At 66.2% G+C, this 21,582-nt stretch carries 18 protein-coding genes and 1 pseudogene; 5 read left to right on the top strand and 14 right to left on the bottom strand.

Annotated elements, in window-relative coordinates; translation table 11 throughout:
* Positions 1–19 precede the first annotated feature (19 nt).
* From ndk to ACEOAB_RS11675, 4 genes and pseudogenes are all read right to left on the bottom strand, one after another.
* Complete coding sequence (gene ndk, locus ACEOAB_RS11690; protein ID WP_007828277.1) at positions 20–445, bottom strand: nucleoside-diphosphate kinase; 426 nt, start codon at positions 443–445, stop codon at positions 20–22.
* 153 nt (positions 446–598) lie between these two features.
* A pseudogene (locus ACEOAB_RS11685) lies at positions 599–2,412 on the bottom strand (pseudouridine synthase).
* Positions 2,409–3,257, bottom strand: coding sequence for an SMC-Scp complex subunit ScpB (gene scpB / locus ACEOAB_RS11680; RefSeq protein ID WP_413750516.1), 849 nt, complete (start codon positions 3,255–3,257; stop codon positions 2,409–2,411). The pseudogene ACEOAB_RS11685 and the gene scpB overlap by 4 nt, the downstream one beginning before the upstream one ends.
* Positions 3,258–3,386: 129 nt before the next feature.
* A complete protein-coding gene (locus tag ACEOAB_RS11675) occupies positions 3,387–4,385 on the bottom strand; it encodes an RluA family pseudouridine synthase (protein ID WP_413750517.1) in 999 nt (332 codons plus the stop codon).
* A gap of 50 nt (positions 4,386–4,435) precedes the next feature.
* On the opposite strand from ACEOAB_RS11675, the gene ACEOAB_RS11670 reads away from it, so the two are divergent.
* Complete coding sequence (locus ACEOAB_RS11670; protein ID WP_056598095.1) at positions 4,436–5,242, top strand: outer membrane protein assembly factor BamD; 807 nt, start codon at positions 4,436–4,438, stop codon at positions 5,240–5,242.
* Between the two features lie 7 nt (positions 5,243–5,249).
* Here the strand turns inward: ACEOAB_RS11670 and yoaA are convergent, their stop codons facing one another.
* Entirely contained in the window at positions 5,250–7,328 is a 2,079-nt protein-coding gene (gene yoaA / locus ACEOAB_RS11665) for a DNA repair helicase YoaA (protein ID WP_413750518.1), read from the bottom strand.
* Complete coding sequence (locus ACEOAB_RS11660; RefSeq protein ID WP_007828249.1) at positions 7,325–7,528, bottom strand: YdcH family protein; 204 nt, start codon at positions 7,526–7,528, stop codon at positions 7,325–7,327. The genes yoaA and ACEOAB_RS11660 overlap by 4 nt, the downstream gene beginning before the upstream one ends.
* A 106-nt stretch (positions 7,529–7,634) precedes the next feature.
* On the opposite strand from ACEOAB_RS11660, the gene ACEOAB_RS11655 reads away from it, so the two are divergent.
* Positions 7,635–8,408, top strand: coding sequence for a PP2C family protein-serine/threonine phosphatase (locus ACEOAB_RS11655; protein WP_413750519.1), 774 nt, complete (start codon positions 7,635–7,637; stop codon positions 8,406–8,408).
* A 25-nt stretch (positions 8,409–8,433) separates the two neighbouring features.
* Here the strand turns inward: ACEOAB_RS11655 and ACEOAB_RS11650 are convergent, their stop codons facing one another.
* The 7 genes from ACEOAB_RS11650 to ACEOAB_RS11620 all read right to left on the bottom strand — a co-directional run bounded on the left by ACEOAB_RS11650 (position 8,434) and on the right by ACEOAB_RS11620 (position 18,655).
* On the bottom strand, positions 8,434–9,084 hold the full coding sequence (locus ACEOAB_RS11650) for a hypothetical protein (protein WP_495653746.1): 651 nt from the start codon (positions 9,082–9,084) through the stop codon (positions 8,434–8,436).
* Entirely contained in the window at positions 9,081–10,181 is a 1,101-nt protein-coding gene (gene zapE / locus ACEOAB_RS11645; protein WP_413751081.1) for a cell division protein ZapE, read from the bottom strand. Before zapE ends, ACEOAB_RS11650 begins: the two co-directional genes overlap by 4 nt.
* A gap of 4 nt (positions 10,182–10,185) precedes the next feature.
* On the bottom strand, positions 10,186–11,616 hold the full coding sequence (gene lpdA, locus ACEOAB_RS11640) for a dihydrolipoyl dehydrogenase (RefSeq protein WP_413751080.1): 1,431 nt from the start codon (positions 11,614–11,616) through the stop codon (positions 10,186–10,188).
* Between the two features lie 18 nt (positions 11,617–11,634).
* Positions 11,635–12,894, bottom strand: a complete 1,260-nt coding sequence (gene odhB / locus ACEOAB_RS11635) for a 2-oxoglutarate dehydrogenase complex dihydrolipoyllysine-residue succinyltransferase (RefSeq protein ID WP_495653745.1) — start codon at positions 12,892–12,894, stop codon at positions 11,635–11,637.
* A 55-nt stretch (positions 12,895–12,949) separates the two neighbouring features.
* Positions 12,950–15,826, bottom strand: a complete 2,877-nt coding sequence (locus ACEOAB_RS11630; RefSeq protein ID WP_007828239.1) for a 2-oxoglutarate dehydrogenase E1 component — start codon at positions 15,824–15,826, stop codon at positions 12,950–12,952.
* Between the two features lie 178 nt (positions 15,827–16,004).
* Positions 16,005–17,942, bottom strand: a complete 1,938-nt coding sequence (locus ACEOAB_RS11625) for a propionate--CoA ligase (protein ID WP_413750715.1) — start codon at positions 17,940–17,942, stop codon at positions 16,005–16,007.
* A 110-nt stretch (positions 17,943–18,052) separates the two neighbouring features.
* Entirely contained in the window at positions 18,053–18,655 is a 603-nt protein-coding gene (locus ACEOAB_RS11620) for an isochorismatase family protein (RefSeq protein ID WP_413750714.1), read from the bottom strand.
* Positions 18,656–18,786: 131 nt separating this feature from the next.
* On the opposite strand from ACEOAB_RS11620, the gene ACEOAB_RS11615 reads away from it, so the two are divergent.
* Together ACEOAB_RS11615 and ACEOAB_RS11610 are read left to right on the top strand one after the other, a co-directional pair.
* Positions 18,787–18,945, top strand: coding sequence for a hypothetical protein (locus tag ACEOAB_RS11615; RefSeq protein ID WP_495653744.1), 159 nt, complete (start codon positions 18,787–18,789; stop codon positions 18,943–18,945).
* Positions 18,945–19,652, top strand: a complete 708-nt coding sequence (locus ACEOAB_RS11610) for a hypothetical protein (protein WP_495653743.1) — start codon at positions 18,945–18,947, stop codon at positions 19,650–19,652. The genes ACEOAB_RS11615 and ACEOAB_RS11610 overlap by 1 nt, the downstream gene beginning before the upstream one ends.
* Here ACEOAB_RS11610 and ACEOAB_RS11605 read toward each other — a convergent pair.
* On the bottom strand, positions 19,598–20,728 hold the full coding sequence (locus tag ACEOAB_RS11605; RefSeq protein WP_495653742.1) for a PQQ-dependent sugar dehydrogenase: 1,131 nt from the start codon (positions 20,726–20,728) through the stop codon (positions 19,598–19,600). The genes ACEOAB_RS11610 and ACEOAB_RS11605 overlap by 55 nt on opposite strands.
* A gap of 241 nt (positions 20,729–20,969) precedes the next feature.
* On the opposite strand from ACEOAB_RS11605, the gene ACEOAB_RS11600 reads away from it, so the two are divergent.
* A complete protein-coding gene (locus ACEOAB_RS11600) occupies positions 20,970–21,545 on the top strand; it encodes a C40 family peptidase (protein WP_413750720.1) in 576 nt (191 codons plus the stop codon).
* Positions 21,546–21,582: the final 37 nt, after the last annotated feature.

The following is a 21,582-nucleotide window of genomic DNA, read 5'->3' as shown; positions in this document are numbered from 1 at the left end:
AATCGATCGGCAGACAGCTTCAGCGTGCGTAGACGTTGAGGCCGGCGAAGAAGAAAGCGACTTCGTTCGCTGCGGTTTCGGCAGCGTCCGAACCGTGCACGGCGTTGGCGTCGATGCTGTCGGCGAAATCGGCGCGAATGGTGCCGGCAGCGGCCTTCTTCGGGTCGGTGGCGCCCATCAGGTCGCGGTTCTTGGCGATGGCGTTGTCGCCTTCGAGCACTTGCACGAACACGGGGCCCGAGATCATGAACTCGACCAGGTCCTTGAAGAAGGGACGTTCCTTGTGCACGGCGTAGAACTGTTCGGCTTCGTTGCGCGACAGGTGCACCAGCTTGGCGGCGACGACCTTGAGGCCGGCAGCTTCAAAACGGGAAACGATCTTGCCGATGACGTTCTTGGCAACTGCGTCGGGCTTGATGATGGAAAGGGTACGTTCGATAGCCATTGAAATGCTTCCTGGAGCTTTGATTTTGAAGTGTTTTGTCACAACTGCAACGCGCTTGTTGCATCACATGTCGACAAAGCCTCTGATTTTAACCGGCGCAGCCTTTCGGATTGGTGAAAACCCCGCGAAAGGCCGCGCGCCGACGGCTGGCTTTCAGCGCCCGCGGCGGCGCCCGCCACCTTGGCCGCCCTGGCCGCCGAAGCCGCCACCACCGCCGCCACCACGACGCGGGCCTCCGCGCTGCTCCTTGCGCTGGCGCGAGAAGCTGTCGGCGCCGATGTAGCCCAGCGAGGTCTTCATCGGATCGGGCTGGTTGGCGCCGCTCGGTTGACGGTCGTCGCCCTGCTGCGATTGCCGCCGCCCTGGCGGTTGCCGCTGTTGCCGCGGCGTCCCTGCCCTTGAGGCGGGCCGCCGTTGCCACCGCCACGATTGGGACGGCCACCCCGGTCGCCGCGCGGCGGACGTCCGTCGCCCAGCGGACTCGGGATCGGCGCTTCGCGGCTGCCGTCGTCGCGAGCATCGCGCATGTCGCGCGGCTGCTGGCCGCCACCACCATTGCGATTGCCTCGGCGCTTCTTGTTGCGCCCGTTTCGGCCATTGCCGCCACCGCCCTCCTGCCCCGGGCCACGCTGCTGCGGGCCGGGCCGGGCAACCGCGCCGCCGGAGGCCTGGAACAGCGCGCGGATATCGCGCTCGTCGAGTTCCATCCAGGCGCCACGCTTCAGGCCGCGCGGCAGCACCATGGCGCCGTAGCGGATGCGGATCAGCCGGCTGACCGCATGGCCCACCGACTCGAACAGGCGGCGCACCTCGCGATTGCGGCCTTCGGAAATGGTCACGCGATACCAGCAGTTCGAGCCTTCGCCGCCGCCGTCCTCGATGGTGCCGAACTGCGCCATGCCGTCGTCGAGGCGCACCCCGTCGAGCAGCTTCTGCTTTTCTTCGCTGGTGAGCGCGCCCAGCACACGGACCGCGTACTCGCGCTCCAGGCCGAAGCGCGGATGCATCAGTTGGTTGGCCAGGTCGCCGGAGCTGCTGAACAGCAGCAGCCCTTCGGTGTTCAGGTCGAGCCGGCCGACCGACTGCCACTTGCCCTGCTGCAGGCGCGGCAGCTTGCGGAACACGGTCGGGCGGTTCTGCGGATCGTCATGCGTGACCACTTCGCCCACAGGCTTGTGGTACGCGATCACGCGCGGCGGCGGGGGTGCGATGCGGTAGCGGATCGGCTTGCCGTTGATCTTGACCTGGTCGCCGTACTGAATGCGCTGGCCGATGTGGGCCGGCTCGTTGTTGACGGAAATGCGGCCCTGGAGAATCAGCTGCTCCATCTCGAGCCGCGAGCCCAGGCCGGCCTGGGCCAGCACCTTGTGCAGCTTGGGCGAATCCGCCTCGGGCAGCAGCACGCGCTTGAGCGGCGGGACTTCGGGGCTTTCTTCGTCGGCGTCGAACTGGCCGGAGATGACGTCCGAGAAACGGATCGGCTCAGGCGGCGGCGCGTTGCGCTGTTCGCGCTCGGCGGCGCGGCGGGCGCGGTCGAGGTCGTCTTCTTCCTCGTCGGGTTCTTCTTCGTCTTCGTCTTCGTCCCGCTCTTCTTCGCCGTCATCGCTGCTGCGGCGATCGGCTTCGACCGGTGCGGGATCGCGGGTCTCTTCAGCGGCGACGGCGACAACCGGAGCTTCCTCGGCGGCAACGACCGCCGGCGCGATCGCCTCGGGCGGCTGCGCAACAGGCAAAGCCACCGCCTCATCCGCCACGGACGGCTCGACCGGCTTCTTCTTGCGGGGCGCTCTCGGTTTCTTGGGCGCCTCGGCCTCCACCGGTGCAGCGACTTCCCGCGCCGCTGCCTCCGGCGCTACCGATTCAATAGCATCACCTGCAGCCTTCCTGGACGGAGCCGCCCTTTTCTTCTTTTTGACTTCGGGCTCGGCCGGCAGCATCGCCGCGTCTTCGGTGTCGGTTGTGCTCATGAGGTTTTTCCGGGAGAGGGAGCGTGAGGGTCGGCCTCGTCCTGGGACGGGGCATCGGGTTCTGGCGACGGTGCCTGAGCGGGCTCGGGCTCGGGTATGGATTCGGGTTCTGGCGCGGGTTCGGGTTCGGGCTCGACGGGAGATTCGGCGCCTGCGGCGTTCTCGGCAAACTGCGCCTCGGCGGCTTCGGCGGCGGAAGACTCCAGCTCTGCCATCCCCGATGCATCCGCATCGCCCTCTGCCAGCGCTTCGATCTCGGGCGCGGCATCGATGGGCAACCCCTGCTGCTCACCGGACGCCTGCTCGAGTGCATCGACCAGCGCTGCCTGCTGCGCGGGCGTTTCGATCAGTGGCAACTGGTCGAGCGAGGCCAGGCCCAGGTCGTCGAGGAACTGGCGCGTGGTTGCGTACAGCGCCGGACGGCCGACCGTTTCGCGATGGCCGATGACCTCGACCCAGCCGCGGTCTTCCAGCTGCTTGAGGATCAGCGAGTTGATCGTCACGCCACGGATGTCTTCCATGTCGCCGCGCGTGGCCGGCTGCCGGTAGGCAATGATGGCCAACGTCTCGAGTGCGGCGCGGGTGTAGCGCGGCGGCTTCTCGGGGTGCAGGCGATCGAGGTGGTCGCGCATCTCGGGCCGGCTCTGGAAACGCCAGCCGCTGCCGACGCTCACCAGCTCCAGGCCGCGCTGCGCCCAGTCTTCCTGCAATTCAAGCAACAGCACCTTGATGGTGTCCACGCCCAGCTCGTCGTCGAACAGCACGCGCATATCGCGCACCGGCAACGGCTGGCTCGAACAGATCAAGGCGGTTTCGAGAATGCGCTTGGCATCCGCCGTATTCATGGTTCGCGTTATCCGGGAAAAGGCGCCTCGGGGCGCTAGTTCAGAAGGATGAAAGGAGTAGGCGCTGCAGGCACGCGGCAAATGCAAACGCAAGGCCGGCCTCGGGTGACCGGCGCGGCCCTCGGGCCGTCAGGCGCGATTGTAATCCAGCCCCCAGGACTGCAAAGCCTGGACGAGGTCGGCGGGCGGCGGCGAGCGGAACTCGAGCGCCGCTTGTGTGACGGGATGCACGAAGGTCAGCCTGAATGCATGCAGCGCCTGGCGCGACAGCCCGGCAGCCGGCGCGCCGCCGTAGAGCGCATCGCCCACCAGCGGATGGCCGATCGACGCCATGTGCACGCGGATCTGGTGGGTGCGCCCGGTTTCGAGGGTGCAGCGTACGGCGCAGCCTTCGGTGTTGCTGTCGAGCCGCTCGATCAGCGTGCGCGCCGTCTTGCCCGCATGCCGCTCGAGATCGACCACGGCCATGCGCAGCCGGTTGCGCGGATCGCGCCCGATGGGGGCGTCGACCTGCCGGCCCGCGGCGCCCTCCCACGGCTTGTGGCCGATGGCAAGGTACTGCCGCTTGACCTCGCGGGCAGCGATCAGCGCCACCATCGCATCCATGGCGGCCCGGGTGCGCGCCACCACCATCAGGCCGCTGGTGTCGCGGTCGAGCCGGTGCACGATGCCGGCACGCGGCAGCAGCACGGCCTTCGGGTCCAGCGCCAGCAAGCCATTGAGCAGCGTGCCGCTCCAGTGTCCCGGCGCCGGGTGCACGACCAGGCCGGCGGGCTTGTCGACGATGCGCAGGTGTTCGTCCTCGTACACGGTGACGATGTCCATCGGCTCGGGCCGGAAGGCCTGGCTCTGGGGTGTGGGACGAAGCTCGATGCGGCCGGTCTGCCCCGCCTTGACGGTGGCCGAGACCTTGGTCAGCGTGCGGCCCTGCAGTTCGACAGCGCCAGCCTCGATCAGCTGCTGCAGGTAACTGCGGGAAAACTCGGGCACCAGCGCGGCGAGCGCGCGGTCGAGCCGCTGGCCGTGCTGGGCCGGGTCGATGACGAAGGGCCGCTGCTCGCTGGGTTCGATTGGATCGGCCCCCTCCTCGAACTCGGGAACCTCCAGCGCCTCAGGGGTATTGCCCAAAGGGTCGGTCGATATAATTGAGGGCAACTGTTTCACGAAAGCCGTATGTGATGTTTCGCGCCAAATTATCGGTCCCCGCCTGGATCGCGCTCAGCGCCGCGGCTGTGCTGGCTGCTGGCTGCTCGTCGACCTCCGTCGACAAGACCGCCAACTGGAGCCCCAACCGTATCTATTCGGAAGCCAAGGACGAGGCCGGATCGGGCGCCTACGACAAGGCCGTGCCGCTGTACGAGAAGCTCGAAGGCCGCGCCGCCGGCACGCCGCTCGCGCAGCAGGCGCAGCTCGAAAAGGCCTACGCCCAGTACAAGTCGGGCGAAAAGGCGAACGCCATCGCCACCGTCGACCGCTTCATGAAGCTGCACCCGGCGAGCCCCGCCATCGACTATGCGCTCTACCTCAAGGGCGTGATCAACTTCAACGACGACCTCGGCATGTTCGCGTTCATGACGCGCCAGGACCTGTCCGAGCGCGACCAGAAGGCCGCCAAGGAATCTTTCGAGTCGTTCAAGGACCTCGTCACGCGCTTCCCCGAGTCGCGTTACACCCCTGACGCGCGCCAGCGCATGAACTACATCGTGAACTCGCTCGCGCAGTACGAAGTTCACGTGGCGCGCTACTACTATTCGCGCGGCGCCTACCTGGCGGCCATCAACCGCGCCCAGGTCGCGCTGTCCGACTACCGCGAAGTACCGGCGCTCGAAGAAGCCCTGTACATCATGGTGAAGTCGTACGACGCCCTCGGCATGAAGGACCTGCGCGACGACACCCAACGCGTGCTGACCACCAACTATCCGAAGAGCACCTACCTCGCGAACGGCTTCAAGGGCAAGGACGATCCCTGGTGGAAGGTCTGGTAGCCCCTAACTAAGTCTTGAGTGCGGCCAGCGCGGCCTCGAAATCCGATTCGTTTTCGAGCCGCCGCATCGGTGGCAGCGCCGCCAGCAACCGGCGGCCGTAGCCCATGGCCACCAGCCGCGTATCGCAGATCGCCAGTACGCCACTGTCGGTTTCGCGCCGGATCAGGCGCCCCGCCCCCTGCTTGAGCGCCACGGCCGCCTCGGGCAGCGAATAGTCGGCAAACGAACTGCGCCCCTGCGCTTCAAGGCGCTGTGAGCGCGCCTCGACCAGCGGATCGTTCGGCGGCGGGAACGGCAGCTTGTCGATCACCACCAGTTGCAGCACATCGCCTGGTGCGTCGAAGCCCTCCCAGAACGAGGCCGATGCCACCAGCACGCAGCCTACGCGTCCGGCGCTCGCGCCTTCGCGGAAGCGATCCATCAGCACGCGCTTGGGCAGTTCGCCCTGCACCAGCACCTCAGGCCGCGCCTCTGCGTCGAGCAGTTCGAATTGCTGCCTCATCGCGTCGCCGATGGTGCGCAGCGCGCGAAGCGTGGTCGTCAGCACCAGCGTGCGGCCGCCCAGCTCGGTCGCGCCGCGCGCGGCCAGTTGCGCGACGCGCTGGCTGTGCGACGGATCGTTGGGCTTGGGAAACGCACGCGGCACATAGAGCGCTGCCTGCGAGGCATAGTCGAACGGGCTTTGCACGCGCAGCACTTCCGCGTCCTGCAGGCCGCAGGGCTCGGTGAACCAGCGCAGCGTGGGCTCGTCGCCCAGCGTTGCGGAGGTGAAGACCCAGGCGCGGCCGCCATCGTGCTGCTCCGCCGTCTCGCGCGCCGGCCGCTCGCCATAGCCGTCGAGATCCTCGTCGTCGCCATCGGCCGCATCGGGGTCTGCCTCGGCGATCTTGAGCACCCGCTTGCGCATGGCGTCGGCGATGTCCAGCGGCGATTCGATGAGCCGCAGCTGCGAGCCCACATCGACCCAGCGCACCGAATCGATCTCGCATGGCAGGGCGAAGCGCGCGATGCGCTTCGCGAGTTGGCGGGCCCGCTCGTGCAGCCGCACGAAGTCGAGCGAGATTTCGCTGACGGTGGCGAGCCCCTCGGCCGACAGCTCGAACGCTTGCAGCAGGTCGTCCAGCGCGCGCTGCCACGCATCGGGATCGACGCCCTCGGGCGAGGCCCCCAGCCAGCGCAGCTTGGCGCCGGGCCATTGCTTGCCGACCACGAGCCGCAGTTCGCGCGCGGCGCGCTCGACCGCCGCGACCAGCTGCTGCCAGTCGACCAGGCCGCGCGCATGCTGCAGGCCGGCACCCAGCATGTCGCGCGCGAAGTCGAGCGCCTGCCCGCTGCCGAGCTGCGCGCCGAGAAACTGCACGCCGGTTTCGTTGAGCTGGTGCGCTTCGTCGAACACCACCACGCTCACGGTCGGCAGAAGCTCCGCCATGCCGGTCTCGCGCACCGCGAGGTCGGCAAAGAACAGATGGTGGTTGATGACCACGATGTCGGCCGCCAGCGCCTCGCGCCGTGCCAGGTTGACATGGCAGGGCTTGAACTGCGGGCATTGCGCGCCCAGGCAGTTCTCTCGCGTGGAGGTGATCAGCGGGATCAGCGGCGAGCGCTCGTCCAGCCCCGGTAGCTCGGCCAGGTCGCCGGTGCGCGTGGCCTTCGACCACTGCTCGATCTTGGCGAGCGTGCGCAAGCTGCCGCGTTCAGGCAACGAAGCATCGTGGCGCGCCAGGTCGAGCCGGTGCAGGCACAGATAGCTGCCGCGCCCCTTGAGCAGCGCGGTGCGCACCGGCAGGCCGAAGGCTTCGACGAGACGCGGCAGGTCGCGGCCGAACAGTTGGTCCTGCAGCGTCTTGGTGGCGGTCGAGAGCAGTACGCGCTCGCCGCTCAGCAGGGCCGGCACGAGGTACGAAAAAGTCTTGCCCACCCCGGTGCCCGCCTCGACCACCAGCACGCCGCCCTGGTCGATGGTGCGGGCCACGGCTATCGCCATCTCGGTCTGTCCCGAGCGCTCGCGGAACTGCTCGGCGGCACGCGACAGCGCGCCGTCCTGCGCGAAGGCGTCGCGCACCTGGTCTTCGAGCGCCCCCGTCACGCCGGCTCTTTCGGGTCGAGGTCGTTTTCGAGGCGCGCGATCTGGTCGCGCAGTGCGAGGCGGCGCTTTTTCAGGCGCCGCAGCAGCAGCTCGTCTTGCGGCGAGCCCTCGGCCAGCCGATCGATGGTGGCGTCGAGATCGGCATGCTCGATGCGCAATTCGATCAGCTGGCGGGAAAGGGAGTGAAGATTGGAGTCCAACGGTGGGGAGCGGCCGCGAGGTTTTCGCGGCGCGTGTTCATTCGATAATACGTCCTGACACGAATCTCCGAGAAGACAGAAACACGCGCTTCGGCGCATATGCCTCATGACCCAAGGCTTTCGACTCGCCGCGGCCACCGGACTCCACAAGGGAGACCGCCCGTACCAACAAGACCAGGTGCTGATGATGAGCCATCCGCGCGTGCCTGGCTGCGTGCTGGGCATCGTGGCCGACGGCATGGGCGGGCGCAGCGGCGGGCGCAAGGCCTCCGATCAGGTGCTGATGACGGCACGCCAGCTCTTCGCCCGCTACCAGCCCAGCCGCGACGACCCCGAAGCCGTGCTGAAGCAGATCCTCGAAGACTCGCACACGGTCATCAAGCTCACCGCCGTTTCCAGCGAACAGGAGCCGCACAGCACGCTCGCGGCCTTCCTCATGACTCCCAAGGGCGACTGCGCCTGGATCCATGCCGGCGACTCGCGCATCTATCACTTCCACGACGGGCAGCTCATCAAGCGCACGCGCGACCATTCGTACGTGCAGGTGCTGATCGACCGCGGCCAGATCACCGAAGCCCAGGCCAACGTCCATCCGCAAGGCAACATCCTGCTCGGCTGCCTGGGCATGACGACCACGCCGCCGCCCATCGACCCCTACTACATTCCGAAGATGGAACCGGGCGACCTGCTGATGGCCTGCAGTGACGGGCTGTGGCATTACTTCAGCCCCGAAGAGCTGGCGAGCGTGCTGTACGCGCAGCCGCCGCGCGATGCGGTTGAAATCCTGGTGGGTGAAGCGCGCCGCCGAGCCCGGGGCACGGGCGACAACATCTCGATTGTTGTACTGAAGTTCGATCCGCTGCCGGCTGCTGCCGCCTGAGCGGCGCCCTGCCTTCTTGCCCCGCTCAGGGGGCGGCCGGCGGCGGCAGCGGCGCCGCGCGCGGCTTGCTGCGATTGGCGTTCTGCCGCTCGCGGCTGGCCCTGTGCTCTTCGGCCCGCTTCTGTTTGTCTTCGAAACGCTTGACGGCAGCTGGCGCCTCGGCCTGACGCTGGGCGGCCTTGGCCTGCTCGTCGGAATGGGCCTGCTGCTTGGACCGAAACTGGCGTTCGCGCTCGGCCGCATCGGCGGCCGTGGCGGCGCGGCTGGCCGCATGGTCGGCCGCGCGCTGCTCGCGGTCTTTCTGGCCCTGGATCGACTCCTCCTGCTTCTCGCGGGTGTCTTGCGGGCGCTGGGTGCCGGCCTTCTGGTCGAGCTTTTGCAGCTCGGCCGCGCCGCTGCGCTGGCGCTGGATGTCGTTGATCGCTGTTTCCTGCCGCTTGATGTTGTCGGTTTCCTTGCGACGCCGGCCCCGGCTCTCGCGCAGGCAGTCTTCCACCGCGAACTTCTTGTAGCAGGCGGCCCGCTCTTCGACAAAACGCTTCTCGATAACCTCACGCTCGCTGGAGAGCCGACGCTTCTCGGCCTCGAGGTCGGCACTGCCCGTGGCGGCATTGGACTGTGCCCACAGCGGAAGGCTGGCCAACGTCATCAGCAGGGCAAGAGCGATTTTTTTCATGTGAGTCGGGTGTCGACGATGCGGCGTTCAAGGGCGAGAAACTCGCTCGATTGCATTTCGGTGAGCCGGGAAACCGTGCGCGGGAACTCATGCGACAGCGGCCCTTCCGTGTACAACGCCTCGGGCGGAACCTCAGCCGACATGATGAGCTTGCAGCGCCGGTCGTACAAGACGTCGACCAGCCATGTGAAACGGCGTGCTTCCGAGGCCATGCGCACCGGCATGTGCGGCACGTCGGACAGCAGCACGGTATGGAACTGGCTGGCGATCTCGAGGTAGTCGTTCTGCGAGCGCGGACCGCCGCACAGCGTCTTGAAATCGAACCAGACCACGCCGCCGGCCTTGCGCAGTGCGCGGATCTCGCGCTGCTCAATGTGCAGGATCGGGTTTTCGTCGGCCGTCTCGGCCAGCTTGTCGAAGGCCTTGCGCATCTCCTTCTCGGCGGCGCCATCGTTCGGCGTGAGGTACATGCGCAGCTGTTCGAGCGTGCGGCGCCGGTAGTCCGTACCGTTGTCGACGCTCAGCACTTCGAGCTTCTCGTTCAGCAGCGCAATGGCCGGCAGGATGCGGTCGCGGTGCAAGCCACCGGGATACAGATCGTCGGGCTTGAAGTTCGAGGTGGTGACAAAGCCCACGCCGTTCTCGAACAGCGACACCAGCAGCCGATGAAGAATCATCGCGTCGGTGATGTCCGCCACATGGAATTCATCGAAGCAGATCAGCTTGTAGCGCTTCGATATGCGCAGCCCGAGCTCGTCGAGCGGGTTCACCGTGCCCTGCAACTCGCGCAGCTCGCGGTGCACCTCGCGCATGAACTCGTGAAAGTGCAGGCGCGTCTTGCGCCGCAGCGGCACCGCATTGAAGAACAGGTCCATCAGGAAGCTCTTGCCCCGCCCGACGCCACCGTACATGTAGACGCCGCGCGGAAGCTCCGGCCGGTTGATGAACTTCTTCAGCGCGTTGGAACGCTGGGCCTTGTAGTCGGCCCATTCCCTGGCGCAGCGATCCAGTGCCTCCACGGCACGCAGCTGCGCTGGATCGCTGTGGAACCCGCGCGCGGCGAGTTCCGCCTCATAGGCCTCTTTGACGCTGGTCAATGGATCAGAAATTCAGCGTGCGCTTGTCCACGGCGAGTGCCGCTTCCTTCGTGGCTTCCGACAGCGACGGGTGCGCATGGCAGATGCGCGCGATGTCTTCGGCACTGGCCTTGAACTCCATCGCCACCACGGCTTCGGAGATCAGCTCGCTGGCCTGCGGGCCGACGATGTGAACGCCCAGGATCTCGTCGGTCGCTGCGTCGGCCAGGAACTTGACCATGCCGGTCGTGTCGCCCAGCGCGCGCGCGCGGCCGTTCGCGAGGAACGGGAAGGTGCCGGCCTTGTAGGCGCGGCCCGCGGCCTTGAGCTGCTGCTCGGTCTGGCCGACCCATGCGATCTCGGGGCTGGTGTAGATCACCCACGGAACCGTATTGAAGTTCACGTGGCCATGCTGGCCCGCGATGCGCTCCGCCACGGCAACGCCCTCTTCCTCGGCCTTGTGCGCCAGCATCGGGCCGCGCACCACGTCGCCGATGGCCCAGACGTTGGGCAGGTTGGTCTTGCAGTCGTCATCGACGTTGATGGCGCCACGCTCGTCGAGCTTCAGGCCCACGGCTTCGGCGTTCAGGCCGATGGTGTTGGGCACGCGGCCGATCGACACGATCAGCTTATCGACTTCCAGCGTCTGGGCTTCGCCCTTGGCGTTGGTCCAGGCGACGCTCACGCCCTTCTTCGACGACTTGATCTCGCCGACCTTGACGCCGAGCTCGATCTTGAGCTTCTGCTTGTCGAAAGCCTTCTTGGCTTCCTTGGCGATCTGCTCGTCCACCGCGCCGAGGAAGGTCGGCAGCGCTTCGAGCACCGTGACTTCGGCACCGAGGCGGCGCCACACCGAGCCCATTTCGAGGCCGATGACGCCCGACCCAATCAGGCCCAGCTTCTTCGGCACCGCGCCGATGCGCAGCGCGCCGTCGTTCGAGAGGATGTTCTCCTCGTCGAACGGCGTGCCCGGCAGCGCGCGGGCGTTGGAGCCCGTGGCCACGATGATGTGCTTGCCGCTGATCGACTCCTCGGCGGCGCCCGCCACCTTGATCTCATAGCCGGTTTCATCGGTCTTCACGAACGAGCCGCGGCCATGGAAGAAGCTGATCTTGTTCTTCTTGAACAGGTACAGGATGCCGTCGTTGTTCTGCTTCACGACCTGGTCCTTGCGGGCCAGCATCTTGTCGATGTCGAGGCCCAGGCCTTCGACCTTGATGCCATGGTCCGCGAAGTGGTGGCCGGCCTGCTCGAAGTGCTCCGACGATTGCAGCAGCGCCTTCGAGGGGATGCAGCCGACGTTGGTGCAGGTGCCGCCCGGTGCGGGGCCGCCCTTGCCGTTCTTCCATTCGTCGATACAGGCCACGTTGAAGCCGAGCTGCGCGGCGCGGATCGCCGCGATGTAGCCGCCGGGGCCGCCGCCGATGACGACGACGTCGAATTGCTTGTTTGCCATCTGGTTCTTTCTCCCGGATCAGATGTCGAACAAGAGGCGCGACGGGTCTTCCAGCGCTTCCTTCATGGCGACCAGGCCCAGCACGGCTTCACGGCCGTCGATGATGCGGTGGTCGTAGCTCATGGCGAGGTAGTTCATCGGGCGAACGACGATCTGGCCGTTCTCGACCACGGCGCGGTCCTTGGTGGCGTGCACGCCGAGGATGGCCGACTGGGGCGGGTTGATGATCGGGGTCGAGAGCATCGAGCCGAAGGTGCCGCCATTCGAGATGGAGAACGTGCCGCCGGTCATGTCTTCGATGCCCAGCTTGCCGTCTTGTGCCTTCTTGCCGAACTCGGCGATCTTCTTCTCGATGTCGGCAAAGCTCATCTGGTCGGCATTGCGCAGGATCGGCACCACCAGGCCGCGCGGCGAACCGACGGCGATACCGATGTCGAAGTAGCCGTGGTACAGGATGTCGTTGCCGTCGACCGAGGCGTTGATCACCGGGTACTTCTTCAGTGCGTGCACTGCGGCCTTCACGAAGAAGCTCATGAAGCCGAGCTTCACGCCGTGTTCCTTGGTGAAGCTGTCCTGGAAGCGCTTGCGCAGCTCCATGACGGGCGCCATGTTCACTTCATTGAAGGTCGTCAGGATGGCGTTGGTCGATTGCGACTGCAGCAGGCGCTCGGCGATGCGGGCGCGCAGGCGGCTCATCGGCACGCGCTGCTCGGGGCGCTCGCCCAGGTCGGGCGCGCTGGTGGGCGCGGCGACTTGCGGCAGTGCGGGCTTGGCGGCCGGTGCGGGGATGGTAGCCGCGGGCTTGGCGCCCGAAGCGACCGCGCCGAGCACGTCGCCCTTGGTGACACGGCCGTCCTTGCCGGTGCCGGCCACGTCGCTGGTCTTCAGGTTGTTGTCGGCCAGCAGCTTGGCGGCGGCAGGCATGGCCACGTCGGCCTTCGAACCGCCGGTGGCGGCGGCAGCAGCTGCTGGTGCAGGCGCGGCGGCAGCCGGCGCTGCAGCAGGCGCAGCCGCCGGTGCGGCGGCCGAAGCCTTGCCATCGGTGTCGATCTTGGCGATCAGCTGATCGGCCACCACGGTGGCGCCATCAGGCTGCACGATTTCGGCCAGCACGCCAGCCGAGGGCGCGGGCACTTCGAGCACGACCTTGTCGGTCTCGATCTCGATCAGGATTTCATCGATGGCGACGGCTTCGCCGGCCTTCTTCTTCCAGGTGAGCATGGTGGCTTCGGCCACCGATTCGGAAAGCTGGGGGACTTTGACTTCTACGATAGACATTTGGAGTGAGCTCCGATTTTTTCTTCAGGGTGTTCGTGTGAAAAGAGGCTTTTGATTACTTGGTCAGCACGAAGCCCTTGAGCTTGCCAAACGCGCCATCGACGAGCGCCTTCTGCTGTTCCTGGTGCAGGTGCGAGTAGCCCACCGCCGGCGATGCCGAGGCGGCACGGCCGGAGTAGCCGAGCTTCTGGCCGTCCTGCATGTTTTCGTGGATGTAGTGCTGCACGAAGAACCAGGCGCCCTGGTTCTGCGGCTCGTCCTGGCACCACACCACGTCGACGAGGTTCGGGTACTTCTTGATCTCGGCAGCGAAAGCCTTGTGCGGGAAGGGGTAGAGCTGCTCGACGCGGATGATCGCCACGTCTTCGGTGCCCTGCTCTTCGCGCTTCTTGGCCAGGTCGTAGTAGACCTTGCCGGAGCAGGCGATCAGGCGCTTGACCTTCTCGGCCTTCAGGCCCTTGCTGTCGGGAATGACGGTCTGGAAGCTGCCCTTGGTGAACTCGGACAGCGGCGAGGTCGCGTCCTTGTTGCGCAGCAGCGACTTGGGCGTCAGGATGATCAGCGGCTTGCGCAGGTTGCGCACCATCTGGCGGCGCAGCACGTGGAAGATCTGGCTGGCCGTGGTCGGCTGCACCACCTGCATGTTGGTGTCCGCGCTCAGCTGCATGAAGCGCTCCAGGCGAGCCGAGCTGTGCTCGGGGCCCTGGCCTTCGTAGCCGTGCGGCAGCATCATCGTGAGGCCGTTGACGCGGCCCCACTTCACTTCGCCGGAGGCGATGAACTGGTCGATCACCACCTGCGCGCCGTTCACGAAGTCGCCGAACTGGGCTTCCCAGATCACGAGCGTGTTCGGGTCGTTCGAGGCGTAGCCGTATTCGAACGCGAGCACGGCCTCTTCCGACAGGATCGAGTCGATCACGACGAACGGTGCCTGGTTGTCGGCCACGTTCTGCAGCGGCGTGTAGGTGCCGGTGTCGAACTTCTCGCGGTTCTGGTCGTGCAGCACGGCGTGGCGGTGCGTGAACGTGCCGCGGCCCGAGTCTTCACCCGACAGGCGGATCGGGTAGCCGCTGGCCACCAGCGATGCGAAGGCCATGTGCTCGCCCATGCCCCAGTCGACGTTCACGTCGCCGCGGCCCATGGCGGCGCGGTCGTCCAGCACCTTCTTCACGAGCGGGTGCACGGTGAAGCCCTCGGGCACGAAGGTGATCTTCTCGGCCAGGCGCTTCCATTCGCTCGAGGGAATGGCGGTATCGCCGGCGTCGGTCCACTTCTTGTTGAGGTACGGGCTCCAGTCGACGGCGTACTTGCTCTTGAAGTTGGTCAGCACCGGGTCGACCGTGTTCTTGCCTTCGTCGAAGGCGGCACGCTGCGCCTTGACCATGTCGTCGCCGAGCGTGTCGCCCAGGCCTTGCGCGGCCAGCTTGTCGGCGTACAGCTTGCGCGTGCCGGGGTGGACTGCGATCTTCTTGTACATGAGCGGCTGGGTGAGCGAGGGGGTGTCCTGCTCGTTGTGGCCCAGCTTGCGGAAGCAGATGATGTCCACGACCACGTCCTTCTGGAATTCCATGCGGAAGTCCAGCGCGATCTGGGTGGCGAGCACCACGGCTTCGGGGTCGTCGCCGTTCACGTGCAGCACCGGCGCTTCGATCATCTTGACGATGTCCGAGCAGTACAGCGTCGAGCGGCTGTCGCGCGGGTCGCTGGTGGTGAAGCCGATCTGGTTGTTGATGACGATGTGCACCGTGCCGCCGGTGGAGTAGCCGCGGGTCTCGGCCAGCGCCAGCGTTTCCATCACGACGCCCTGGCCCGCGAAGGCGGCGTCGCCGTGCACGATCACGGGCAGCACCTGCTTGCCCAGTGGGTCGCCGCGGCGGTCCATACGGGCGCGCACCGAGCCTTCGACCACGGGGTTCACGATCTCGAGGTGCGAGGGATTGAACGCCAGGCTCAGGTGCACCGGGCCGCCGGGGGTGGTCACGTCCGAGCTGAAGCCCTGGTGGTACTTGACGTCACCGCTGGGCAGGTCTTCGGGGGCGGTGTGGTCGAACTCGGCGAACAGGTCGGCCGGCATCTTGCCGAGCGAGTTGACCAGCACGTTCAGGCGGCCGCGGTGGGCCATGCCGATCACGATTTCCTGCACGCCCTTGGCGCCGGCCTGGTTGATCAGTTCGTCCATCGCGACGATGAAGCTCTCGCCGCCTTCGAGCGAGAAGCGCTTCTGGCCGACGTACTTGGTGTGCAGGAAGCGCTCCAAGCCCTCGGCCGCGGTCAGGCGGTTCAGCACGTGCTTCTTCTGCTCGGCACTCAACTTGGGGTTGGTGCGGGCGCTTTCGAGCCGCTGCTGCCACCAGCGCTTGTGGTTCTGGTCGGTGGTGTACATGTACTCGGCGCCCATCGTGCCGCAGTACGTTTCGCGCAAGGCGTTGAGCAGGTCGCGCAGCGACATGGTCTCCTTGCCGAAGAAGGTGTTGCTGGTGTTGAACACCGTCTCGAGGTCGGCGTCGGTGAAGCCGTAGAACGAGGGTTCGAGTTCCGGGATCGAGGGACGCTCGGCGCGCTTGAGCGGGTCGAGGTCGGCCCAGCGGGCACCGACGTTGCGGTAGGCGGCGATCAGCTGCTGGACCGAGGTACGCTTGCGGCCGAGCTCGGAGTCGGCACCGCTGGCCTGCACGACCTTGGTCGTGCCCTGCTTCGCACGTTCGGCGAAAGCATTGATGACCGGCAGGTGCGGAACGTCGCGGGTGTTGGTGCCATCGGCGGCGGGAACGTTCTGCAACGCGTCGAAATACGAACGCCAGTTGTCGGGCACGCTGCCGGGGTTGGCGAGGTAGTTCTCGTACATCTCTTCGACATAGGGCGCATTGCCACCGAAGAGGTAGGTGTTGCCTTGATAGGCTGTGTACGCCGTGGGCGTAGAAGAATCGCTCATGATCCGCTGACCTTCGCTTCCCTGAAGGAAGCACTAGCTGGTTAAGAAACCTTCCGCGACACGGCTGAACCGATTGGCGGATGCGACTGTGGCTGGGGAAGGGCCTGAGTACCTTGGCATTGTGCCACGTCAACCATATGACGGCCCAAAGGAGCTTCGCAACCCCTCTCCTGCTCATTCAGGCGGAAGAGAGTAACTGTTTGATTTGCTGCAGCGTGGCGGGGTCGTCGATGGTGGTCAGGTCGCCCGGGTCGCGCTGCTCGCACACGGCCTGGATGGCACGGCGCAGCAGCTTGCCGCTGCGCGTCTTGGGCAGGCCGCTCACGAAACGCACGCGCGCTGGCCGCGCCAGTGCGCCGAGCTGGTCGGCCACCATCTTCATGATCTCGCCTTCGAGCTTGAGTGCCGCATCGGCGTCGCCCACGGCCTTGCCGCCCTTGGGAACGACGAAGGCCATCGCGACCTGGCCCTTGAGCGCGTCGGCCACGCCCACCACGGCGACCTCGGCCACGTTGGCGTGGCCCGAGATGCTCTCCTCGATCTCGCGCGTGCCGAGGCGGTGGCCCGCCACATTGATCACGTCGTCGGTGCGCCCGAGGATGTAGAAATAGCCGTCTTCGTCGCGAATGCCCCAGTCGAAGGTCGAATAGACCATCTTGCCGGGCACGCTCTTCCAGTACGTGTTGACGAAGCGCGCATCGTCCTTCCATACGGTCTGCATGAAGCCGGGCGGCGTCGGGCCTTCGACCACCACCACGCCCTTCTCGTTCGGGGCGGTCAGTTCCTCGCCGGTCGATTCATGCAGGATCTTGATGCGGTAGCCGTACATCGGCACGCCCGGGCTACCGAACTTGCTGGGCTTGGCCTCGACGCCGTTGGCGATGGTGATCATCGGCCAGCCCGATTCGGTCTGCCAGTAGTTGTCGATGATCGGCACGCCCAGGCCTTCGCTGATCCAGCGTGCGGTGGGCTCGTCGAGCGGCTCGCCCGCCAAAAACAGCGCGCGCAGGCTCGACAGGTCGTACTTCTTCAACAGCGACGGGTCCTGCTTCTTGAGCACGCGCACCGCGGTGGGGGCGCTGAACATCACCGTCACCTTGTATTTCTCGACCAGGCGCCACCAGATGCCGCCGTCGGGCTGCCGGTCGATGCCTTGCGTGGGCAGGCCCTCGTACATGATCGTCGCCATGCCCGCGATGAGCGGGCCGTAGACGATGTAGCTGTGGCCCACCACCCAGCCGATGTCGCTGGTGGAGAAGTAGGTTTCGCCGGGCCGGCCGTCGAAGATGTGCTTCATGCTGGCGGCCAGCGCGACCGCGTAGCCGCCCACATCGCGCTGCACGCCCTTGGGCTTGCCGGTCGTGCCGCTGGTGTAGATGGTGTAGCTGATGTCGGTGGAGGCAAGCCATGTGCAGGGCACCCTGGCGTCGAGGTGCTTGCGCCTGAGTTCGGCGGCCAGATGGTCACGGCCGGCAGTCAGGTCCATGGATGCAAGGCCGCGGTCCGTGAGCAGCACCGCCGAAGGCTTGTGTTTCGACAGGCGGATCGCCTCGTCGAGCAAGGGCTTGTACGCAATGACCTTGCCGCCGCGCGAGCCCGCGTCGGCGCTCACGATCACCTTGGGCTCGGCGTCCTCGATGCGCGTGGCCAGCGAGCCGCTGGCGAATCCGCCGAACACCACGCAGTGGATGGCGCCGATGCGCGCGCAGGCCAGCATCGCGAAGGCGGCCTCGGGAATCATCGGCATGTAGATGAGCACACGATCGCCCTTGCCCACGCCAAGTTCGATCAGGCTGGCGGCGGTGCGCTGCACCTCGGCATGCAACTCGTTGAAGCTGTAGCTCTTCTCGACGCCGGTTTCGGTGGAGACGAAGACCAGCGCGGGCTGATCGCCCCGCGCGGCCAGATGCCGGTCGACCGCGTTGTGGCACAGGTTGGTCGTGCCGCCGACGAACCAGCGCGCAAAAGGCGGCTGGCTGGCGTCCAGGATCTGTTGCGCGGGGTTTTGCCAGTCGATCAGCTTCGCCTGCTCGGACCAGAAGGCCTCGGGCGTGTCGACGGATTGGCGATAGAACTCTTCGTAGCGGCTCATCTGGGTATGTCTCCTGTCATTCATTCGGGTCTGGTGGCACCACCAAAACTGAATTCATAATTATGGAGACCGATCTTGCAGCAAGCTGACGGCCGGAACAATCCGGCCGAGCCCTGCCTCCCGCCGCAGATGCGCTACCGGACGAGCGAAAGCAACTCAGGAAATGCGGGGTGTTCCGCCGTGCGCAGCCACTCGAAGCCGACCATCTCGGTCGTCACGAGTTCGGCACCGGCACCGGCCAGCCGGTCGAAGGCCGCGTCGCGGTTGCGCTCGGTGCGCGAACTGCAGGCGTCCGTCACGACCCAGACCTCGAACTCGTCTTCGAGCAGGTCGAGCGCGGTCTGCAGCAGGCAGACGTGGGCTTCGCAGCCGGCGATCACGATGCTGTTGCGCTCCTCGGCCGCGGCGGCGGGCTTTTGCAGATGCTTGGGCAGGCTGCGCGCATTGCCCTGCGGTGCCTTGGCCGGCACGCGCAGCCACTCGCCCAGGCCTTCCTCCACGCCGCTGAAATGCATCTTCGACAGGGTGCGCTGGCACAGCGCGCGGATGTCGGGCAGGTTTTCGCCAAGGCTGGACGGGTTGTGCTCGGTGCCGAACACCGGCACCTGGAACAGGTGCGCCATCTTGCCGAGGCGCACCGCGTTCTGCGCAACGGCCTCGCCCTCGAAGATCGCCGGCATCAGCCGCGCCTGGTAGTCGACCAGAACGAGTTGGGAGAGCGAGGCGTCGAGCAGCATGAGCGGTGTCTTTCAGGTATCGGTTGAATTGGGCTGAACCGTACCACCGAAAGGACCGCCTCGGGCTCTCTCGACGTACGCCCGCCGGCACGCGCGTCTGCCGGCATCGCGGCACGCCTAAACTGCGGCGCATGAAGCTGTTCTCCAAGCGGGCGTGCCTCGCGGCGCTGGGCCTCGGCGCCGCGCTGCTCGCCGTGGCCTGCGGCGGCGTGCGCAAGGCCGCGGTGCCGATGGCGACTTCGCTCGAAAAAGCAGCTGCGCACGCGGCGAGGTCGACACGCTGCTGGTGATGCTTCCCGGCGCCTACTCGGCGCCCGGCGAGTTCGAGCGCGAGGGCTTCGTGCGCGCGGTCCGCGAGAACCGCATCGCGGCGGACGTGATGCTGGTCGACGCTCATCTCGGCTACTTCAACGACAAGAGCATCCTCGACCGCCTGAGCGCCGACGTGGTCGCGCCGGCGCGCGGCCAGGGCTACCGCCACATCTGGATCGTCGGCATTTCCCTCGGCGGTTTCGGCGGAATGCTCTATGCGCAGACGCACCCCGGCGAACTCGCGGGGCTGGTGACGCTCGCGCCCTATCTCGGCGAGCGCTCGCTCGGCACGGACATCGCCAACGCGGGCGGCCTCGCCAGGTGGAACGGGCCGCTGGTCGACCCGGCCGCGAGCCCCCGCGAACGCCCAACGAGACGCAGCTCTGGCAATGGCTGCGCGGTTACGCGGGCTTCACGAACACGACAGGCGCGCGGCCGCCGCTCTATCTGGGCTACGGCGTGGACGACCGCTTTGCCTTCAGCAACCGGCTACTGGCGAACGTGCTGCCGCCCGAGCGCGTCTTCACGACAGAAGGCGGCCATGACTGGCCTGAGTGGAACCACCTCTGGCGCCGGATGCTGCCGACCTTGCCGCTGCCAGGTTGCCCCGGCTGAAAATCCGCTCCGAACTCAGTTCAGCCGCAGGCGCAGCAGCTTGCCGTCGGCTTCGTCGGTGAGCACGTAGAGCAATCCATCCGGCCCCTGCTTCACGTCGCGGATGCGGGCGCGGCCCTCGGCCAGCAGCTTGTGCTCGGCGACCACCTTGCCGCCTTTCAGCTCGATGCGGTCGAGATAGCCGAACTTGAGCGAGCCCACGAACAGGTTGCCCTTGCAGCCCGCGCCATAGCGGTCGCTGGTCAGGAACGCCATGCCGGACGGCGCGATCGACGGCACCCAATAGTGCAGCGGCTGCTCCATGCCCTCCTTGGCCGTAATGCCGTCGCCGATCTTGCCGCCGCCGTAGTTCTCGCCGTAGGTGATGACGGGCCAGCCGTAGTTGCGGCCGGCCTGCGGAATGTTGATTTCGTCGCCGCCCTGCGGCCCGTGCTCGGTCATCCAGAGGCGGCCGTCGGGCGCGAGCGTGGCGCCCTGCCCGTTGCGGTGGCCGGAGCTCCAGATCTCCGGCAGCGCGCCCGCCTTGCCGACGAAGGGGTTGTCCTTGGGCACCGTGCCGTCCTTGCCGATGCGCACGATCTTGCCCAGGTGGTTGTCGAGCTTCTGCGCGTCTTCCTTGCGGCTGAAGCGCTCGCCCAGCGTAAGGAACAGCGTGCCATCGCGCGCCTCTACGATGCGGCAGCCGAAGTGGTTGCGGCTCGCGACCTTGGGCTGCTGGCTGAAGATGATCTTCAGCTCCTCGAGCTTCGTGCCGTCGGCCGACAGATTGGCGCGGGCCAGCGCGGTGCTGTTGGCCGAACCGCCGGCATCGGGTTCGGAGAAGCAGAAGTACAGCGTGCGGTTTTTCTCGAAGTCGGAGTCGGCCAGCACGTCGAGCAAGCCGCCCTGCCCGCCCGCCGCGATGGAAGGCAAGCCCGCGATGGGCGCCGCGATCTTCCCGTCGGCACCGATCAGCCGGAGACGGCCGGGCCGCTCCGTCACCACGAAACGGCCGCCCGGAAGGAAGGCGACGCCCCACGGGTTTTCAAGACCGGTAGCCACCGTTTCAGGCCTCATCTGCGCCGCGGCGGTAGCGCAGAAACCGATTACCGTGACAAATGCCCAGAGACGAAGGGAAGCCAAAAGTGATAAGCACGGCAAATTCATGGCTTTTCCGTGAAGTTGATGCGATCTTGACGGGAAATAACGACTGAATCCAGCAAGAGCACCGATCAACCCGAGGTCCGAGGGCCCTTTCGCGGTCAACCGCTTATGGGCCATAAACGTTCGCCGTTACATTTTTTCTTTGACCGGATTGAAATTTTTTATGTAAATCAATGACTTACAGATGGATTCGCTAATTCTGTTTAAATTGACATAACCACGCGTCATCAATATCCTACGCGCCATGCGTTTTTTCGTCCTTCCCGCGTCCCTTCTATTTGCCGTCGCTGTTCATGCGGCCCCCCAACAAGACAAGACCGATGACGAGTTGGCACGAATGCTCGCCGACAAGGGCATCATCGGACAGCTCAAGCAGGTTCGCCAGACCGTCACCGAACGCACTTCAGATCTGGTGGTGACCGCCATCGGCTTCCTCGGCGTTCCATACCGCCGCGGCGGCAACACCGCCGAATCGGGTTTCGATTGCAGCGGCTTCGTTCGCGCCATGTACAACCAGACCGTGGGCCACATGCTCCCGCGCCGCGCCGAAGAGCAAGCCGCCGCCACCGAGAAGATCGATCGCAGCCAGCTCAAGCCCGGCGATCTCGTGTTCTTCAACACCATGCGCCGCGCCTTCAGCCATGTCGGCATCTACGTCGGCGAAGGCAAGTTCATCCACTCGCCCCGCTCCGGCGCCCAGGTTCGCGTGGAAGACATGAACGGAAGCTATTGGCAACACCGCTTCGACGGCGCCCGCCGCGTACCCGGCGCACCGACGGACGAAGTAAAGGCTGCGGCTCTCGCCAACACCGGCAACTGAGCCCTCCGCAAGTCAGGACGAAAAAATCCCGCTTCAG

It is taken from the genome of Variovorax sp. Varisp53, assembly GCF_059491555.1.
The sequence above is the reverse complement of the archived record's forward strand: the minus strand, read 5'-3'. Positions and strand labels throughout refer to the sequence as shown.

What these genes read in the sequence shown, in the direction of transcription:
- ndk (WP_007828277.1), bottom strand. Translation starts at nt 445, where the DNA reads ATGGCTATCGAACGTACCCTTTCCATCATCAAGCCCGACGCAGTTGCC.
- scpB (WP_413750516.1), bottom strand. Translation starts at nt 3,257, where the DNA reads ATGAATACGGCGGATGCCAAGCGCATTCTCGAAACCGCCTTGATCTGT.
- ACEOAB_RS11670 (WP_056598095.1), top strand. Translation starts at nt 4,436, where the DNA reads ATGTTTCGCGCCAAATTATCGGTCCCCGCCTGGATCGCGCTCAGCGCC.
- ACEOAB_RS11655 (WP_413750519.1), top strand. Translation starts at nt 7,635, where the DNA reads ATGACCCAAGGCTTTCGACTCGCCGCGGCCACCGGACTCCACAAGGGA.
- ACEOAB_RS11650 (WP_495653746.1), bottom strand. Translation starts at nt 9,084, where the DNA reads ATGAAAAAAATCGCTCTTGCCCTGCTGATGACGTTGGCCAGCCTTCCG.
- lpdA (WP_413751080.1), bottom strand. Translation starts at nt 11,616, where the DNA reads ATGGCAAACAAGCAATTCGACGTCGTCGTCATCGGCGGCGGCCCCGGC.
- odhB (WP_495653745.1), bottom strand. Translation starts at nt 12,894, where the DNA reads ATGTCTATCGTAGAAGTCAAAGTCCCCCAGCTTTCCGAATCGGTGGCC.
- ACEOAB_RS11630 (WP_007828239.1), bottom strand. Translation starts at nt 15,826, where the DNA reads ATGAGCGATTCTTCTACGCCCACGGCGTACACAGCCTATCAAGGCAAC.
- ACEOAB_RS11625 (WP_413750715.1), bottom strand. Translation starts at nt 17,942, where the DNA reads ATGAATGACAGGAGACATACCCAGATGAGCCGCTACGAAGAGTTCTAT.
- ACEOAB_RS11620 (WP_413750714.1), bottom strand. Translation starts at nt 18,655, where the DNA reads ATGCTGCTCGACGCCTCGCTCTCCCAACTCGTTCTGGTCGACTACCAG.
- ACEOAB_RS11615 (WP_495653744.1), top strand. Translation starts at nt 18,787, where the DNA reads ATGAAGCTGTTCTCCAAGCGGGCGTGCCTCGCGGCGCTGGGCCTCGGC.
- ACEOAB_RS11610 (WP_495653743.1), top strand. Translation starts at nt 18,945, where the DNA reads ATGCTTCCCGGCGCCTACTCGGCGCCCGGCGAGTTCGAGCGCGAGGGC.
- ACEOAB_RS11605 (WP_495653742.1), bottom strand. Translation starts at nt 20,728, where the DNA reads ATGAATTTGCCGTGCTTATCACTTTTGGCTTCCCTTCGTCTCTGGGCA.
- ACEOAB_RS11600 (WP_413750720.1), top strand. Translation starts at nt 20,970, where the DNA reads ATGCGTTTTTTCGTCCTTCCCGCGTCCCTTCTATTTGCCGTCGCTGTT.